The following is a 16,743-nucleotide window of genomic DNA, read 5'->3' as shown; positions in this document are numbered from 1 at the left end:
GTGGAAATATCGCGGTTTGATTGGTTAAACTGTACGACGCCTGCTATCGGTTGACGAGCGACAACAGGTTTGCTTGTCTCTGTAATATGCATTAACGAGCGTTAGCCCCTCACTGTAGGCGTTACTGAGCGTTAACTCGTCTCTATACGCGTTACTGAGTATTAGATCATCTCTATCAGCATTAGTAAGAATTTGCTCGTCTCTGTTAGCGTTGCTAAAGGTTCACTCGTCCCTGTTAGCGTTACTAAACGATCGTTATCCGAACGCAAACAATCGCGCGCGCCGGCGTTTCGGCCTGCTCACAGGAACCGGAACGTTTCGAGGTTCTTCGGCGCAAACGTCCGGATGTTGTGCTCGTGGTAGAGCGCCGAGGAGAGGTCCTGCGTCGAGGACTCGTCGCCGTGGACACAGAGTACCTTCTCGGGTCGGGGATTCATCGTCTTCACGAAGTTCATCAGTCCCTGACGGTCGGCGTGGCCGGAGAAGCCGTCAACCGTCTCGACGTCCATATTCAGACTGATCTTCGAGGCGCGCCCGCTGTCGGCGTCGTTCATCGGCACCTCGTCCCAGCCGCTTTGGAGGCGTCGGCCGAGCGTCCCCTGGGCCTGATAGCCGACGAAGGTGAGCGTACTTTCCTCCTCGCTCGCGAGGTGGCGAAGCCAGGACATGATCGGTCCGCCGGTGACCATCCCCGACGTCGTGAGGATGATACAGGGGCCACCGTCGGCGACCTCCTGACGTTCCTCCTCGCCGGCGTCGATGTGGTTGAACGCATCGGCGAGGAACGGGTTCTTGTCCTCGTGGAAGATCCGATCACGCAGGTCGTCGCGCAGGTACTCGGGGTAGGTGGTGTGGATCGCCGTCGCCTCCCAGATCATCCCGTCCAGATGGACCGGCATCTCCGGGATGTCACCGCTGCGCATCGCCTCTTCGAGGACGAGCATCATCTCTTGCGACCGGCCGACCGCAAAGGCCGGGATCAACACCTTTCCGCCGCGGTCGTAGGTGTCGTTGATGACCTGCTTGAGCCGGTCTTCGGCGTCGTCCTGATCGGTCTGGTAGTCGTTACGACCACCGTAGGTCGACTCCATCACGAGCGTCTCGACGCGCGGGAAGTCGTTGACTGCGCCGTTGAACAGGCGAGTATCGTCGTAGTGGACGTCGCCGGAGAAGGCAACGTTGTAGAGGCCGTCGCCGATGTGGAAGTGGGTGACGGCGGAGCCCAAAATGTGGCCCGCGTTGTGCAGCGTCAGCTTGACGTCCGGCGCGATATCGGTGACGTCGCCGTACTCCAGCGGGATGGTGTGTTTGATCCCCTCTCGGACCATCTCGGAGTCGTACGGCGGCGTTCGACCTTCCTTCACGGCGACGTCGAGGTAGTCGAGCTGGAGCAGGCCCATCAGGTCGCGCGTCGGTTCGGTGGTGTAGACCGGGCCGTCGTAGCCGTATTTAAAGAGAAGCGGCATGAGCGCGGAGTGGTCGAGGTGGGCGTGCGTGAGCACGACAGCATCGAGATTCTGTGCGCCCGCGCCGAGGGCCTCAGGTACCTGCAGATACGGTACCTCACCCTCCGCGCCGGGCTTGTCGCCGCAGTCGATGAGGATCCGGGTCTCGGGCGTGCTCAGGATGAACGCCGCACGGCCGACCTCGCGACAGCAGCCAAGCGTCGTGATGCGGACGTACTCGTCGTCGGACATCTCCTCGCGGTGGATCTGCCGGCCGACGCGTTCGAGGATGTCACGGCGCTCGTCGCGTTCCTGCTTGAGGAAGTTTCGGACGTTCGAGACCGTCGAGGACTCTATCGGGGGCGTCCGGACGACTTCGGGCGTCCAGCCGACCTCCTTGGTGATGTCCCGGAGCGTTGAACCGTGACGGCCGATCACCATGCCGGGTTTCTCGGCTTCGATCACGACTTCGCCCGTGTCCTCGTGGAAGTCCAGATCCGTGACGCCGGCTTCGTCCGGAATCACGTTCATCACCTGCTCTCTGGCGTCACGCGGGCGTTCGAGGGCGTCCGGATCGGGGCGGACGGTGATGCGTTTACGCAGTTTGCTGGCGAGTTTCCGGATCAGGTCGCCCTGCTGCGCGAACTTCTTCGGATCGCGCGTATAGACGACTAGCTCTGGCCCCTCGTATTTGACATCGGAAACCGTGATATCGGCTGGCAGTTCACTGGTAATCTCTTCGTGTAGGTCGTCGAGTTGTCGATCAACGGAACTCATAGTGGAAACGTCATAGTAGCGTGGTTCGTCCCAGCGACTGTGGGATCATCTGCCCGGGCCTCACTGGATCGTTCGTAAACGAATGAGCGCTTGCGCCACCGCAAGCACGCCAGTAACGGGTGAACACGACGAACTCGCGTCACGCCGTCGGATAGCCACAGGGTAGGCATACTGGATGATCGGTGTCTCTGGGGGATATGATCCTGGTGTATCGGGCCCTTCCCGCACACTCTGCGAGAAGGTCCAGGGAAAACCCGCTTACTCGGCAGTACTCGCCCCGCATTATAAAAATCTTCGCAATATTCGAGGTGAGCCCCCGATTCTGAGCCCGCAAACCGCACAGATGAGGGGCTGAGAGTTAACCGACTCCGACCGAATTGGTGGGTATGCAACTGACGCCCGCTATCGTCGAGCGCGAGTACGAATGGGTTCGCGCACGCGACGAAGCCATCGTCGATCTGATCAACGATACCCGCTCCGAACTTGGAACGGCCTTCGAGACGGCGGTCGACCCAGTCGACAGTGAAACCTACCGTCGCGAGGTCGACGCCGTATTCGCCAACGGTGACCTCGCCGTCAACGTCGCGGCACTCGTCGCTCTATTGCGTGATCTGGACGTTCAGGACGACTACCCCGGATTCGTCGTCGACGAGCTTCTCGGTCGACAGCTTGCGGGTATGATCGCGGGGAACCAGCCGCTCGGCCTGCTCGGCGAGGCGACGTTTCATTACGTAGATATTCATCATCATCCCCCGGACGGGGACGCCGGGAGCGATGATCTCGACGCCGCGTTGGCGGCCGGCTTCCAGACGCGGCTCCCGGGCTGGAACTGGACGGCGACGGCGTCCCCGTTCGCGGTCGCACCCGATCAGTAGCGGTTCAGCCGCGAACCGTCACTCGGCGGCGATGGTATACGCCGCGTCGAGATACTCCACGATACGGTCGACTAGCCGGTCGTCGTAGGTCCAGAACCCGAAGTACTCGTCCGGCGAGCGCTCCTCCGCGAGCAGCGCACAGGAGTTCTCTCCCGAGGGGTCCCGGTAGAGGACGAACCAGACTCTCCCGATGTCGTCGTCGTCGACTGCGACCGTCCCCAGATCGGTGCTATCGAACGGCGTCCAGTCGGGTCGGCCGTACACTTGGACGTCGAGTCCGGTCTCCTCGGCGAGTCTGCGGTATGGCTCGGCCTGCGAGCGAAAGACGGACATCGACTGAAAGCCGGCGTGGAGCTCACCCTGCCCGGCACGCCACGCCCGGTCTTCGATCTCGCGAGACGTCGCGAGCAACTGCGTACGGTCAGTCGTCGCAAACGGGCTGTTCCGGAACAGCCCCAGGAACTGCCTGTACGCCGTTCGGTCAGTGTCGTCGTCCCAGGGCTCTCCGGTCGGTGGCTCGTCGACGCTCGTCAGCACGTCGAGATGACAGAACCGCAGGGCTCCGTCACGGTCGACGACGGCAAAGCCGGGCGACAGTGACGACGGCAACGGTTCGTAATCGATCTGTACGTTCCTGTTGATGAACTGGGAAACGACCTCCTCGCGTGGTTTCGGACTGAATATTTGCACCGGCACCTGTGTATGCTCGACCGTCGCGATGAGGCCGCGAAGCGACGACACGGGTACAGCTACTACTGGATCGGCCTCGAACTCCGGTCCGGCAGGCTGGGTCTCCCCGGACTCCCCGGTCGGTCTTCGGATGCGTCGGCATCGTCCACGAGGGCGAACAGCCCTTCCGGAAACGTATCGATGGCCACCTCCCGACTTTTGGCGTCGTATTCGATCAACCCGGCCTGCTCTAACTGCGGAAGATGGACGTGATGTAGCTCGATTCTGGTTCGGCGGTAGTCGGCCGCGGTCGCTAGCTGTCCCTCTCCGTGGGTCGACAGTCCGGTAGCGATCAGCGCGAGTCGGTCGACCGTTGTCGTCTCCGCTGCATTTAGATAGCGGAGGACGGACCGCCGTATGGGCTCCGTTAATGATTTCATCACACCCTTCGGTGGGTCCTCTATCGACTGCATATCTTCTGCCCGCCCGTTATAACGGTCCCCCATGCATGTCGTCTATTCTACATTCATGTGACTCTTGCGGTGATTATTGCCGTATACAGAACTGGTTCGTGGAGCGAACCGATTCCCCCGTAGACCCGGTCGCCGCTCGTCCGCCCGGATCGGTTCGTCTATTACCCCGGACGGATACACACCGTACAATGAGCGAGCAAGAACTCGGTATCACCGAGAGCAAGGAGTATGCGACCGGCGACTGGTACGCCGAAGTCGTCCAGAAGGCGAAACTCGCAGATTACGCCCCGATGGGCGGATTCATCGTAACGCGCCCCCGCGGGTACGCCCTCTGGGAGGCACTACAGGACCGACTCGACGGCTGGTTCAAGGAGACCGGCGTCACGAACGCCTACTTCCCGATGTTCATCCCGGAGAGCTTTCTGGAGCGCGAAAAGGACATCGTCGAGGGGTTCGATCCCGAAGTGGCGTGGGTCACTCACGGCGGCCACGACGAACTCGAAGAACGCCTCGCGGTCCGGCCTACCAGCGAGAGCATCATCGCGCCCTTCATGGCCCAGTGGACTCGCAGCCACCGCGACCTCCCGCTTCGCCTGAACCAGTGGTGTAGCGTCGTCCGGTGGGAAGCGACCGAAACGAAGCCGTTCTTCCGCACCAAGGAGTTCCTCTGGCAGGAGGGCCACACCGCACACGAAGCCGAGGACGAGGCCTGGAACGAGACGATGCTCCGCCTCGATCAGTACGAACGGCTCTTCGAGGACGAACTGGCCATCCCGATCATGCGCGGCCGCAAGCCCGAACACGACAAGTTCCCCGGCGCACACACCACGACGACCATCGAGGCGCTGATGCCCGACGGCAAGTCCGTCCAGAGCGCGACGAGCCACTACCTCGGCACCAGTTTCGCAGAGGCGTTCGACCTGACCTACACCGACGAGGACGAGGAAGAGCGGGTCGCCCACACCACCTCGTGGGGGCTCTCCTGGCGCTCGCTGGGCGCGTTGATCATGACCCACAGCGACGATCAGGGCCTCGTCCTCCCGCCGACGATCGCACCCACGCAGGTCGCTATCGTCCCGATCTGGCAGGAAGACACCAAAGAGGAGGTCCTCGAGTATGCCGAGGGGATCGCGGGCGAACTCGAAGCCGCGGGCATCTCGGTCGATCTCGACGACCGCGACGAGCGCAATCCCGGCTTCAAGTTCAACGAACACGAACTCAACGGCATCCCGATCCGCTTCGAGATCGGCCCCCACGAGGTCGAAGACGAGGAGGTCACGCTCGTCCACCGCCCCGACGGCGAGTCGATCGTCGAGGACCGCGAGGATATCGCGGCCACCGTCGAAGCCCACTTCGACGACGTCTACGACAAACTCTACGACGCCGCAGCGGAGAACCAGAGGAGAACGTCCGCGAGGCCGAAAGTCCCCCGAGATCCTCGGCACCATCGGCAAGCACGGCGGCTACGTCGAGTGTGGCTGGTGTGGCGACGAGGCCTGTGAGACGGTGATCAAAGACGAGATCGCCGCCGAAATCGTCATGTGCCCGCTGGATCGTGACGAAGAACCCGCTCAGGAGGAGTGTGCGATCTGCGACGACGCCGCCGAGGAGACTGCGTACTTCGCCCGGACGTACTGAGTTACTACCGCTTCCCTACTCTGTGTCGCTCGGATCGACGACCTCGCCGGTATCGGGATAGACGCCGACCTGATCGCAGACGTCGGCCATCGGGCAGGCGTCCGGATCCTCCAGACACGCGGGCTTGCGTGCGGTGCAGAACTCGCGGCCGAACTGGATCGTCGCCGTGTGCCCGAACCCACATTTTTCGGCTGGTACCTCTCCCTCCAGGACTTCCCGCACCTCCTCGTGGTCGGCGACCGGCGGCGCGATGCCCATCCTGCGGTAGATCCGGTGGACGTGGGTATCGACCGGAAAGACGCCGCCACGTCCACCCGCAAACAGCAGGACGCAGTCGGCGGTTTTCGGCCCGACGCCGTGCATATCCAGTAGAACGTCGCGGACCTCGGCGGGCAGTTCCTCACGGACAAAGCCGTCGAAGGCCTCGCTCGAACCGTACTCCTCGACGACGCGGGCGGCGACCTGCTGGATCACCTTCGACTTCTGGTTGTACAGTCCCGCCGAACTGATCGTTTCGGCGAGTTCGAGCGCTCGGCGTCTGCGAGCGACACCGCGAGGTCGCCGTCGCCGCCGTAGCGGTCGATCAAGGCGTCGTGGGCTGGCTGGCTGGCCTTGTCGCTCGTGTTCTGACTGAGGATCGTTCGGACGAGACACTCGAAACCGTCACGGCCCCCGTAGGCTTTCTGCCAGTAGCGCTCGCCCAGTCGGTCCACGACGAGTTCGGCACGGGTCGCAGACTCGTCCGGGTCGAACGACGCGGTCTGTCCGCCACCTGCAGTGCCGCCACTGATGTTCTCTGCCGGTTCGGGGTCCTCGGTCATGGCTCGGACATATGGAGTCGAGCGACTTCAGCGATCCGGAGGAGACACGCTATCATACCGCTGATGACCTCCTCTCTGAATGCCGAGAAACCCGTCGCTCCGACTTTCCAAACGGTTTATACCGTTCGGTTGTTAATCCCGCGGTATGGCGAAAACGCAGAAAGAAGTTCGGGATCTGCAGGAAGGTAACTACCTCATGATGGACGGAGAACCGTGCAAGATCACCGCCTACAGTACGGCAAAACCGGGCAAACACGGTAGCGCGAAGGCCCGGATCGAAGGCACGGGTGTCTTCGACGGCCAGAAGCGGAGCCTCTCTCAGCCCGTCGATGCGAAGATCTGGGTCCCGATTATCAACCGGAAACAGGGACAGGTCGTCAGCGTCGAGAGCGAGGACGTCGCGCAGGTGATGGACCTGGAGACCTACGATACGATCACTATCAAGACCCCCGGCGATGTTGACCTCTCGCCGGACGACGAAATCGAGTACCTCGAGATGGAAGAGCAGCGCAAGATCATCGAATCGTAGATGTTCCCTGGTGCCGTCGCGGAGCGGGAAGCCGCTGACTACGTGATCGTCGGCGCACCGCTCGACGTCTCTACGACGTTCCAGCCCGGCACCCGATTCGGTCCGGACCGACTCCGGCAGTTCGCCCGGACCTTCGACGACTACGATTCTCACGCCGACTCTCACTTTTCATCGCTCGACGTCCACGACCACGGCGACGTCCACGCCTGGGACGACGCCGCGGAGTACCTCGAATACCTGGAGGGTGTCGTGACCGACGTCGAGTGGGACGATGCCGTTCCCCTCCTGCTGGGCGGGGAACATACGGTCACTGTCGCAGCAGTACGGGCGCTCGATCCGGACATCTTCGTCTGTCTGGACGCCCATCTGGACCTGCGCGAGGAGTACGACGGCAACGAACTGAGCCACTCGACGGTGGCCCATCACGCGCTCGAGGTGGCCGACGAGGCGATTATACTCGGTGCGCGCACCGGCAGCGAGGACGAGTGGGACCGCGCCGCTGACAGCGACGTGACTGTCGTCCCGCCGGAGGATGTCGGTGGCTGGACGCCCCCAGCATCGCTGGCCGACGAGTCGGTCTACCTGAGTGTCGACGTCGACGCCGCCGATCCAGCCTACGCCCCGGGAACCGGGACGCTGGAACCGTTCGGCCTGACCGGGCGTGAGATGCGCGATGTGGTCCGTTCCGTTGCTCCCCAATCGATCGGCTTCGACATCGTCGAGGTGAACGACCGCGACGACGGGCAGGCGGCTACCCTCGGTGGGAAACTCCTCCGAGAGTTCGTGTTCACCCACGCCAACCGGTAGCGGTCGGTCGACTTCGCGGGGAGAGCAGTCCGATCCAGACCACAACGCCCTTTCTCCCGCTTCCCGAACCGACAGCCATGCAACTGACCGAACTCGTCGAGCGGTTCGACGACCGCCTCGACACCGACGCGTACGCGGATGTCGACGCCAGTGCGAACGGCCTGCAGGTCGGTCCCGAGGAAGGATCGATCGAGCACGTCGCGTTCGCGGTGGATGCTGGAGTCGAGACCATCGAGCGGGCCGCCGCGGCCGGAGCCAACGCGATGGTCACCCACCACGGCGTCGTGTTCGGCGGGATGGAGCACGTCACCGGTCCCGAGTACGACCGGATCGAAGCGCTGATCGAGAACGATATCGCCCTCTATGTGTCCCATCTCCCGCTTGACGGGCACCAGGAACTGGGCAACGCCGCGGGAATCGCCGACCTGCTGAGCAGCTGATCGCGAGCCGTTCGGCACGGTTGGCGGGGAGTATATCGGACAGCGTGGGCGTCGCGGCGAGCCGATCACTCCGGCCGCACTGGCCGACTCGCTGGAGCAGTCGCTGGACACGGGCGCGGGCGACGTCCAGACGCTCGCGTTCGGCCCGGACCGGATCGAGGAGGTAGCGGTCGTCACCGGCAGCGGCGTCGACTGGCTCGGCGCGGCCGCCGAAAGCGGTGCCGACGCGCTGGTTACGGGCGAGGGCAAGCAGAAGGCGTACCACCTCGCACGCGAGCACGGGATCACCGTCGTTCTCGCGGGCCACTACGCGACGGAGACCTTCGGCGTTCGGAACTTGCAGTCGCTCGCCGAGGAGTGGGGACTGACGACGACGTTCATCGACGAGCCGACCGGTCTGTAGCCGGTCGGCTACCAGGTGTCGCTACTGGCACTCTGGCGAACAGGTGACAGGGCCGCCGCGACGCGGGGCGTCACACACCCGCCTTGCCCGTCGTCGCGGCAGTTCGCTGGGGCATACCGCCCGTCGCCGCGGGTTCGTATATAAACCTGAGGCGTACCGCGGTTCGACCCGCCGGTCTCACTTGACGACGAGTGTCAGCGTTAGCTCCGCGCCGCCAGCAAGCGCGTCGACTATCTCGTCGTCGATGCCGATTGCGCCGTACTCCGCGTTCACCATCACCGTCCGCTCGTCGACGTACTCGCTCGCGCGGGCAACGGCGCTGCGGTCGCTCTCGAAGTTGAGTTCGGGATGGCCGCTGCCGGTCACGGACTGAGTCAGACCGTCGACGTCGACTGTTGCCGTGATCGTCGCGTCGGCGTCCTGGCAGGCCTCGACGAACGCGTCGTCGAAGGATGCTGGCGCTCGGTCGGCGTCGATAGCGAGGATACAGTCGCCTGCAGGGGTGAGAAAGTCGTCAGTCGTCACCTCGAACGTGCTGGCGTGGTCGGCGCTGACGTGCTCGTGACCGACAGCGGAGATGCGTTCTTCCATACGGCTGGATAGCCCGAGGGGGTCTTCAGGCCGTTCATCTCCGGCGGGATTCGGTCAGTCTTGGACGACGGTGACCGTCACCGCGCCGCAGTCGCACTCGTACGCACGGCGGGTTCCGGCGTCGGTCCGCATCGAGAGCATCAGGTGCTCATCGCCGAGCGCGACGTCGCAACCATCGGCCTCGCACGCACAGTTTAGCTGTTCGAGCATACTACCGACTGCTCTCCCGATCATAGTTAAACTAAGCCGTCCCCGGAGTGAAAGTGAAAGTAAAAGCGAAAGTGAAGACGAACCGGGGAGGGCAAGACCTATTTCGGTGCCGGACACTGGCTGGTAACAATGTTGGGTCAGTGGCTGGCAACGCCGGTCGAACCGAACGAAGAGAACGAGCCACCGACCATGGAGAACCCCCAGCCAGTTGCGGTGCCTGGCCGTCCGACTGCGCTGGCTGGGGCGGACGCCGTGGCATACAGGACGACCTTCTCGGATCCCCGTGACGCGGACGAAACGCGGGCGACCCTCGAACTGAACGGGCTTTACGGGCGCACACGGATCTGGCTCGATGGAACCTTTCTCGGAAGCCACGAGTCGTATTTTACCCCCGCACGGTTCGAGTTCGAGCCGTCTCAGGAGAACGAACTCGTGGTCGAATGTCGTCGACCGACCGACGCGTTCGGGGGCATCTACGAGACCGATCTGCTCCCTGCGGACCGACGTGTGCCCGGGATCTGGTGGGATGCAACGGTCGAGCCACACGGGCCCGTCGCCATCACGGATCTGTCGGTAACCCCCAACTGGGCGACGACGGTGCGGCGATCCACGCGTCGATCACCGTCGACGCGGCCGAACCGGTCGACGACCGGATCACCCTCTCGCTCCGGCCGGAGGGCTTTCGCGGCGGCGGTACGATGGAGCGCGCTCACGTGGAGGCCGCGGCCGGCGAGCGCGTCGTGGTCGAACGGCGAATCGACGTCCGCGACCCGAAGTTCTGGTGGCCACGCGGGTTCGGCTCACAGCATCGGTACGCCGTCCACGCCAAACTCGGCGAGCAAGAACGGGTCGCCACGACCGGGTTCAGTAGGATCACCTACGACGAGGACGGACTGCTGGTCAACGGGCGTTCGGTGCCAGCCCGGGGTTCAACGTCCTGCCGGGTGCCGATCCCGGGGAGACGGTCGAGCGGGCACTCGACGCCAACGCCAACCTCCTCCGGGCGCACGCACACGTGCCATCACCCGAGTTCTACGAGGCCTGCGACGAGGCCGGTCTACTCGTCTGGCAGGATCTCCCGCTGACCGGGCCGGTCGAGTACGATCCCGAACGCGGTATCGAGGTCGGATCGGCGCTCGGAGAGGCCTGTGAGTCGTATCCGAGCGTCGCCGCATACGGCGTCCACGACGATCCACGCTCGCCGTTCGACACGCCGCTCGGGTCGGGTCGAGTCGCGCGGACGCGAGTACGCTGGCGCGCGTGGCGAACCTCATTCGATCGGACCTCCGCCGACGCCGTCGCGGACGGCATGGAGACGGACCGGCCCGTTTTCCCCGTCTCCGGACCACCCGGGACGGCCCCCGACGCCGCACATCTCTATCCTGGCTGGGAGTACGGCACCGCCGGGGATATCGGCTGGCTCACCGACACCTACCCGGGTATCGGCGATGTAGTGACGGAGTTCGGCGCGGGGTCGCTAACCGATGTCGACGATTCCCCCGGCGTCCACGCGGCGTTCGAGGGACTCGATGGGACACCGGTCGAGACCCAGCGCGAGCAGGGACGGACCCTCAAACACGTCGTCGAGGCCTTGCGGCGGGACGGCACCGACTTGCTCGCCGCCTTCTCGCTGCAGGACGTCCGTCCCGGCGGGGGAATGGGTGTCGTCGACGCGGCCGGCCACGAGAAAGCGAGTTTCGACGCGATTGCGGCGGCTTACGAACCCGTGCAGGTCGTCGCGGACGAGCCACCGACGGGGGTGCCGTCGGTCTGACGCTTCTCAACGACACGCACGATCACGTCTCGGGGACCGTCGAGTGGGTAGCAGGGAGCCGGACGGGGACGGTCGATATCGACGTAGAGCCGCTGTCACGCGCTTCGGCCGGCGGTGCGAAGATCGATAGGGACGCCGACGACCTTCGGCTCCATCTGACAGGAGACGGGCTTGACGTTCGGAACCGGTACCAGTTGTCGTGAGCGCCGGGGGGTTCCGCTCGGTGATATATCCCCTCGATTACGAGTGTGGGGTTTATATACTACGCTAATGTCTTGGTAACGGCTAACACGTCTTCTCAGGCCCCGTGCTAGCTATTTTCACCCTGATAATCACCGATACTTTTAAATTGGATGGGACAGTAGTAGGAGATACCAGAACGTCACCGGCGTTCGGGTAGTATCGCTCGCAGACCAACATGACAGGAACTGCTTATTATCGACCCGTCACAGTTCGTCTGAGCGATTGCTACTCACCGGTGCGGGTATGGCACAGAGGTTTGAACAACACATGGTAGACGCACAACAACTCGACGATTCAGACAACGTCGAACTAACAGAAGAACAGCTCGAAAACAATTCAAAAGGACAGCTCATTAAAATCGCCGGTCAGCTACGGGACCGACGTAACGAGCTGAACCAGCTCGCATCGGACCGAGCCTCGAAACGGGACGAACTCAACGCGAAGACGCGTGAGAAGGTCGACGAGGCACAGGAACACCGCGAGAAACGCGACGAGCTTAACGAGAAGGTTCAGGAGCACAAAGAGAGCCGGAACGAGCTCAACGCGAAAGCAAACGAGCTGTTCGACAAGGTCGAGGAAATGAAGTCCGACCTCGAACTCGACGAGGGCAAGGACCTCGAGGATCTCGAAGAGGAGATCGAGGAGCTCGAATTTAAACAGCAGACAGAAGTTCTCAGCACCGAGGACGAACGCGAGCTTATCGAGAAGATCGAGGCCAAACGCGAGGAGTATAGCCAGCGCAAGGACAAACTCAACCAGAACGACGAGCTAGACGACCTCGTCGAGGAAGCCGAGGAAGTCCGATCGGAGGCCTCCCAGCACCACCAGAAAGTCACCGAACTCGCTGACAAGGCCCAGGAACATCACAACCAGATGATCGAGGCCTACCGCGAGGCTGACGACATCCGCGACGACGCCGACGAGATGCACGAACTCTTCGTCGAGGCCCAGGAAGCGGCCGACCAGCACCACGAAGACTTCGTCCGCGTCCAGAAGCGCCTGCGCGAACTCGACAAAGAGGAAGAAGAAGAGCGCAAGACCGAGCGCGAGAAGGAAAAAGAGGAAGTCGAGCAGGAAGCCGAAGAGATCTACGAGCGGTTCAAAGATGGCGAGACCCTCGAAACCGAGGACCTGATGAAGCTGCAGAAGGCGGGTCGACTGTAATCGGTATCTGCTGATTCTCTGCGGCGTTTCTGATCGTGACTGACCAGTGGCATCGCCGACTGTCGCGCCTGCCACCTGCCAGTCGAGTATCGTGGTTTTATCACCGACCGACCACCTACACCGGAGTATGACAGGAGGTGTTGCCAGTGGATAATCCGCTTCGGATGCTGGCACAGGTTGGGATCGTACTGATCGGCGCAGTGATTGCAGGCCTCATCGGCTATGAACTGTTCGTGGTCGTCCCGGATTCGACGGCTGAACTGCTCGGTATCCTGCTCGCACTGGGAGCCGTCGGCGTCGGCATCAAACTCGCCGGCAACGCCGCTGGCTCGCTGTTCCCCGGCTACAACGTCGCCGAGGTCGCCGTCGAGGGGCCGATCACGCGCGACGGAGGCGGCGGACCGCTACCCACACAGCCCATTTCGACGCCGGCCGACGACATCGTCGACCAGATCGAACGGGCCGATGCGGACGACAACGTCGAGGCGCTGCTGGTACGGCTCAACACGCCCGGCGGCGAGGTCGTTCCGAGCGACGACATCCGAATCGCGGCCGAGGAGTTCGACGGGCCGACGGTCGCCTACGCGCAGGACACCTGCGCGAGCGGCGGCTACTGGATCGCCTGTGGCTGTGACGAACTCTGGGCGCGAGACATGAGTATCGTCGGCAGCATCGGCGTGATCGGCTCGCGAGTCAACGCGAGCGAACTGGCCGACAAGGTCGGTGTCTCCTACGAACAGCTCACCGCGGGCGAGTACAAGGACGCCGGGACGCCCCTCAAGGAGTTCGAGGAGGAAGAACGCGAGTATCTCCAGAGCCTGATCGACGACCTGTACGGCAACTTCGTCGACCGGGTTGCGGCGGGGCGTGACCTGGACGAGGAGACGATCCGAGAGACGGAAGCCCGGATCTACCTCGGCGAGGAGGCCCTCGGCATCGGGCTGGTCGACGAACTCGGGACTGGCGAGGACGTGCAGGACGCGCTGGTCGACCGGATAGAGGCCGACTCGGTCGACGTCAAAGAGTTCGAACCGGAGCGTGGCCTCCCCGCACGGCTTCGCGGCGGCGCGAGCGCGGTTGCGTACTCGCTCGGCGCGGGCGTCGCCGGCGTTCTCGGTGAGGACGGCGAGGTCGACATCCAGTTCCGGTGAACGGTCGTAGGAGTTTTTATTGCCCCCGTACATGATGAGTACATAGTGACAACGCTGGTCGTCTGTGTCGACCGGACCGACGATGTCGGCCGCAAGACAGGACTCTCGACTCCCGTCGCGGGGTGGGAAGCCGTTCAATCGCTGGTGATCGATATGGGGCTTGCCGATCCGGAGGACTCCTCGGTCAACAGTCTGCTGGAGTCCCTGCGGGTGACCCGTGAGCTACGCGACGATCACGACGACGCCGTCGTCGCGGTCGTCTCCGGTGCCAGCGATTCGATGGTTAGCGCGGATCGGGCAGTCGCCCGCCAACTCGACGACCTGATCGAGGAGTACGACGTGGAGTCCGCAATCGTCGTCATCGACAGTGCCCAAGACGAACGGCTCGTTCCCGTCGTCGAGAGCCGTCTCCGGGTCGACTCGGTGGACCGCGTCGTGGTGCGGCAGGCCCGGGATATCGAGTCGACGTACTACCTACTCAAGCAGTTCCTGGCTGACGAGGAACTCCGACAGACGACGCTGGTGCCAATCGGCCTGGCGCTGATCGTCTTTCCGGCGCTCTCGATCGTTGCTGGCCCGGCAATGGCACTGGCGACGATCACGACTGTCATCGGCACCTTCCTGCTGTACAAGGGGATCGGTATCGACGAGTATCTCACTCGGCTCGCACGGCAGGCCCGAGACTCGCTGTACTCCGGGCAGGTGTCGGTCGTCACCTACGTCGTCGCGGCGGGGCTGACACTCGTCGGTGTGTTCGCCGGCGTCCTCGCCGTCTCCGAACTCTCCGATCCCGGGAGCGCGTTCATCCAGTCGATGATGTTCGCCTACGCCAGCGTTCCGTGGCTAGCGCTGGCCGCGCTGGCCGCCAGTACCGGGCGACTGCTCGACGAGGTCATCCAGGACGAGAACGTCCGCCCCTCGTTTCTCAATCTCCCGTTCGTCGTCATCGGCATCGGACTGGTCGTCCGCGGCTTCTCCGCGTACTTTCTCGAACGCGGCGGCCGGATTGGCCCCTTCGAGATGCCCGACGTCTCGCTTGGCGTCGTCTCTGTCGAGGGGTTCGCGCTGAGTGTGGGTAACCGACTCGGCGTCTTCGTCCTGCTCGGCGTGCTGATTAGCGTCGTCGGTATCCGCGTCGCGATGTACTTCTCCGGTTCCAGGTTAGAGGACGCGGATGTCGCGGAAGCGGAGGCGTGACGCCTTCGACGGGCATTTGCCCACGTGGTCGGTACTGGCTGTATGAGCGACGACAGCGGTCCTGCCGACGGCCACTGGGTGAGCCTCTACTCCGGCGGGAAGGACTCCTCGTGGGCACTGTACCAGGCACTCGAACGCGACCTGCCGGTCGGTCGACTGCTGACGGTCCACCCCGGCGGTGACTCGTACATGTACCACGTCCCGGCGACCGATCTCGCGACCCTGGCCGCCGAGAGCGTCGGCATCCCGCTGATCGATGTCTACCCCGACGACCTCGACGCCGACGCGGCCGAGGACTCGGGCGCGCAGGGCGACCGCGAGGTCGAACCCTGGAGGCCGCGCTCGAAGACCTCGACGCCGAACTGGAGGGTGGCGTCGCGGGCGTCACCGCCGGCGCTGTCGAAAGCGAGTTCCAGACCAGTCGGATCGAGGCGATGGCCGAGCGCCTCGGCATCGAACTCTTCGCGCCGCTCTGGCAGCGCGACCCCAGAACGCTCGCCGACGAGATGCTCGATGCCGGCTTCGAGATTCGGATCGTCCAGGTCGCCGCCGGTGGCCTCGACGAATCCTGGCTCGGACGGCGACTCGACGCCGACGCGCTGGACGAACTGGAGACACTGCACGACGAGTACGGCGTCCACATCCTCGGCGAGGGCGGCGAGTTCGAGACGCTGGTGACCGACGGCCCGCACATGGATCAGCCGATCGAGCAGAGTACGAAACTGAGTGGGAGGGCACGCGGGGACGTCTTCGGATCACGGACGCGTGGCTGGGCGAGTAGTACGTCGTCAGTCGTCCGTCTCGTGATCTCCGTCGCCCCGGCTACTCCGTCCCAGAACGGCGAGTAAGAGGGCAGTGATGGTTCCGACGATACCGAATCCCGTGAGTCTATCGTCGGACTCCTGCTCGGAACTGCCCGAAGGGGCCGTCTGTTCGGGATCCACCGTCGGGTCTATCTCGAAGGTGGCGACGACGCCGGCGTGATCGGACGGCCAGAGAGTAACTGATTCGTCGTCGAGAGATACGCGATCGTCGGTAGCAGCGCCGACGCGTTCGATGGCGGTCGGGTCGGCACCACCGCGGTAGAGGACGGCATCGACGCGTCGCGAGAGCTGTGATTCGTCGTTTGTCAAGTCGTCCTCCTGACAGCACGTGTAGCCGTCGGCGGTCGGCCGCAACGTAGTGTGCGCGTCCCAGAACGACTCCGTCAGCAACTCGTAGGTAGCGGTCTCCGCGCCGGGGCCACTGTTGAAATCGCCAGCGAGCACGACCGGGCGGTCCGTCGGGAGCACCTCGACCAGTTCACCGGCCTGGCCGCGTCGCGAGGAGGCTTCGGACGGTTCGAGATGGGTACTGGCGACGGTGACGTCTGCGTCGTCGAGCGATACGTCTACCGTGCAGTACCCACGGTTGATATCGGCCGTGAGTCCACCGACGGATACCGAACGGGCCGCCTCGAAGGTGTCGCCACCGGTCCCGAGTATCTCGGTATCCGCCTGCACGAGTACGGCCACGCGGTCGGTCAGCCGTACGTCG

At 63.6% G+C, this 16,743-nt stretch carries 14 protein-coding genes and 4 pseudogenes; 11 read left to right on the top strand and 7 right to left on the bottom strand.

Annotated features, from left to right (window positions below):
- Positions 1-299: 299 nt before the first annotated feature.
- Positions 300-2,222 (bottom strand): beta-CASP ribonuclease aCPSF1, encoded by a 1,923-nt coding sequence (locus ACFQH2_RS15565; protein WP_377055155.1) that lies wholly within the window; start codon positions 2,220-2,222, stop codon positions 300-302.
- 386 nt (positions 2,223-2,608) lie between these two features.
- On the opposite strand from ACFQH2_RS15565, the gene ACFQH2_RS15560 reads away from it, so the two are divergent.
- A complete protein-coding gene (locus ACFQH2_RS15560; protein ID WP_377055153.1) occupies positions 2,609-3,097 on the top strand; it encodes a hypothetical protein in 489 nt (162 codons plus the stop codon).
- 18 nt (positions 3,098-3,115) lie between these two features.
- Here the strand turns inward: ACFQH2_RS15560 and ACFQH2_RS15555 are convergent, their stop codons facing one another.
- Together ACFQH2_RS15555 and ACFQH2_RS15550 are read right to left on the bottom strand one after the other, a co-directional pair.
- A complete protein-coding gene (locus tag ACFQH2_RS15555; protein WP_377076914.1) occupies positions 3,116-3,793 on the bottom strand; it encodes a DICT sensory domain-containing protein in 678 nt (225 codons plus the stop codon).
- 56 nt (positions 3,794-3,849) lie between these two features.
- Positions 3,850-4,272 carry a DUF7344 domain-containing protein gene (locus ACFQH2_RS15550; RefSeq protein WP_377076913.1) on the bottom strand — a complete coding sequence of 141 codons (423 nt, stop codon included), beginning with the start codon at positions 4,270-4,272 and terminating at the stop codon, positions 3,850-3,852.
- A gap of 155 nt (positions 4,273-4,427) precedes the next feature.
- On the opposite strand from ACFQH2_RS15550, the pseudogene proS reads away from it, so the two are divergent.
- Positions 4,428-5,877 (top strand): annotated as a pseudogene (gene proS, locus ACFQH2_RS15545) (proline--tRNA ligase).
- 15 nt (positions 5,878-5,892) lie between these two features.
- On the opposite strand, the pseudogene ACFQH2_RS15540 reads toward proS, so the two are convergent.
- A pseudogene (locus ACFQH2_RS15540) lies at positions 5,893-6,698 on the bottom strand (endonuclease III domain-containing protein).
- Between the two features lie 145 nt (positions 6,699-6,843).
- Between ACFQH2_RS15540 and ACFQH2_RS15535 the strand changes: the two are divergent.
- The 3 genes and pseudogenes from ACFQH2_RS15535 to ACFQH2_RS15525 all read left to right on the top strand — a co-directional run bounded on the left by ACFQH2_RS15535 (position 6,844) and on the right by ACFQH2_RS15525 (position 8,877).
- On the top strand, positions 6,844-7,227 hold the full coding sequence (locus tag ACFQH2_RS15535) for a translation initiation factor IF-5A (RefSeq protein WP_377055145.1): 384 nt from the start codon (positions 6,844-6,846) through the stop codon (positions 7,225-7,227).
- The gene (gene speB, locus ACFQH2_RS15530; protein WP_377055143.1) at positions 7,228-8,034 is read left to right on the top strand and encodes an agmatinase; all 807 of its coding nucleotides are present in this window, start codon (positions 7,228-7,230) and stop codon (positions 8,032-8,034) included.
- Positions 8,035-8,111: 77 nt separating this feature from the next.
- Positions 8,112-8,877 (top strand): annotated as a pseudogene (locus ACFQH2_RS15525) (Nif3-like dinuclear metal center hexameric protein).
- 177 nt (positions 8,878-9,054) lie between these two features.
- Here ACFQH2_RS15525 and ACFQH2_RS15520 read toward each other — a convergent pair.
- Both ACFQH2_RS15520 and ACFQH2_RS15515 read right to left on the bottom strand, forming a co-directional pair.
- Positions 9,055-9,468 carry a DUF371 domain-containing protein gene (locus tag ACFQH2_RS15520; RefSeq protein WP_377055139.1) on the bottom strand — a complete coding sequence of 138 codons (414 nt, stop codon included), beginning with the start codon at positions 9,466-9,468 and terminating at the stop codon, positions 9,055-9,057.
- A 54-nt stretch (positions 9,469-9,522) separates the two neighbouring features.
- Positions 9,523-9,702, bottom strand: coding sequence for a hypothetical protein (locus ACFQH2_RS15515; protein ID WP_377057151.1), 180 nt, complete (start codon positions 9,700-9,702; stop codon positions 9,523-9,525).
- A 497-nt stretch (positions 9,703-10,199) separates the two neighbouring features.
- Between ACFQH2_RS15515 and ACFQH2_RS15510 the strand changes: the two genes are divergently transcribed.
- The 6 genes and pseudogenes from ACFQH2_RS15510 to ACFQH2_RS15485 all read left to right on the top strand — a co-directional run bounded on the left by ACFQH2_RS15510 (position 10,200) and on the right by ACFQH2_RS15485 (position 15,988).
- Positions 10,200-10,763: a hypothetical protein gene (locus ACFQH2_RS15510; protein WP_377076912.1), complete on the top strand. Its 564-nt coding sequence runs from the start codon at positions 10,200-10,202 to the stop codon at positions 10,761-10,763.
- Positions 10,694-11,452 (top strand): hypothetical protein, encoded by a 759-nt coding sequence (locus ACFQH2_RS15505; protein ID WP_377076911.1) that lies wholly within the window; start codon positions 10,694-10,696, stop codon positions 11,450-11,452. Before ACFQH2_RS15510 ends, ACFQH2_RS15505 begins: the two co-directional genes overlap by 70 nt.
- Before the next feature lie 510 nt (positions 11,453-11,962).
- Positions 11,963-12,859, top strand: a complete 897-nt coding sequence (locus tag ACFQH2_RS15500) for a coiled-coil protein (RefSeq protein WP_377055135.1) — start codon at positions 11,963-11,965, stop codon at positions 12,857-12,859.
- Positions 12,860-13,023: 164 nt separating this feature from the next.
- Positions 13,024-14,010 (top strand): signal peptide peptidase SppA, encoded by a 987-nt coding sequence (sppA, locus tag ACFQH2_RS15495; protein WP_377077008.1) that lies wholly within the window; start codon positions 13,024-13,026, stop codon positions 14,008-14,010.
- 45 nt (positions 14,011-14,055) lie between these two features.
- Complete coding sequence (locus tag ACFQH2_RS15490) at positions 14,056-15,207, top strand: DUF373 family protein (RefSeq protein WP_377055133.1); 1,152 nt, start codon at positions 14,056-14,058, stop codon at positions 15,205-15,207.
- A gap of 42 nt (positions 15,208-15,249) precedes the next feature.
- Positions 15,250-15,988 (top strand): annotated as a pseudogene (locus tag ACFQH2_RS15485) (diphthine--ammonia ligase).
- A gap of 7 nt (positions 15,989-15,995) precedes the next feature.
- Here the strand turns inward: ACFQH2_RS15485 and ACFQH2_RS15480 are convergent.
- A complete protein-coding gene (locus ACFQH2_RS15480; RefSeq protein WP_377076910.1) occupies positions 15,996-16,721 on the bottom strand; it encodes an endonuclease/exonuclease/phosphatase family protein in 726 nt (241 codons plus the stop codon).
- Positions 16,722-16,743: the final 22 nt, after the last annotated feature.

It is taken from the genome of Natronoarchaeum sp. GCM10025703 (genome assembly GCF_042661985.1).
GTDB lineage: Archaea > Halobacteriota > Halobacteria > Halobacteriales > Natronoarchaeaceae > Natranaeroarchaeum.
Note: the sequence above shows the minus strand (reverse complement) of the source record. Positions and strands in the feature narration are given on the sequence as shown.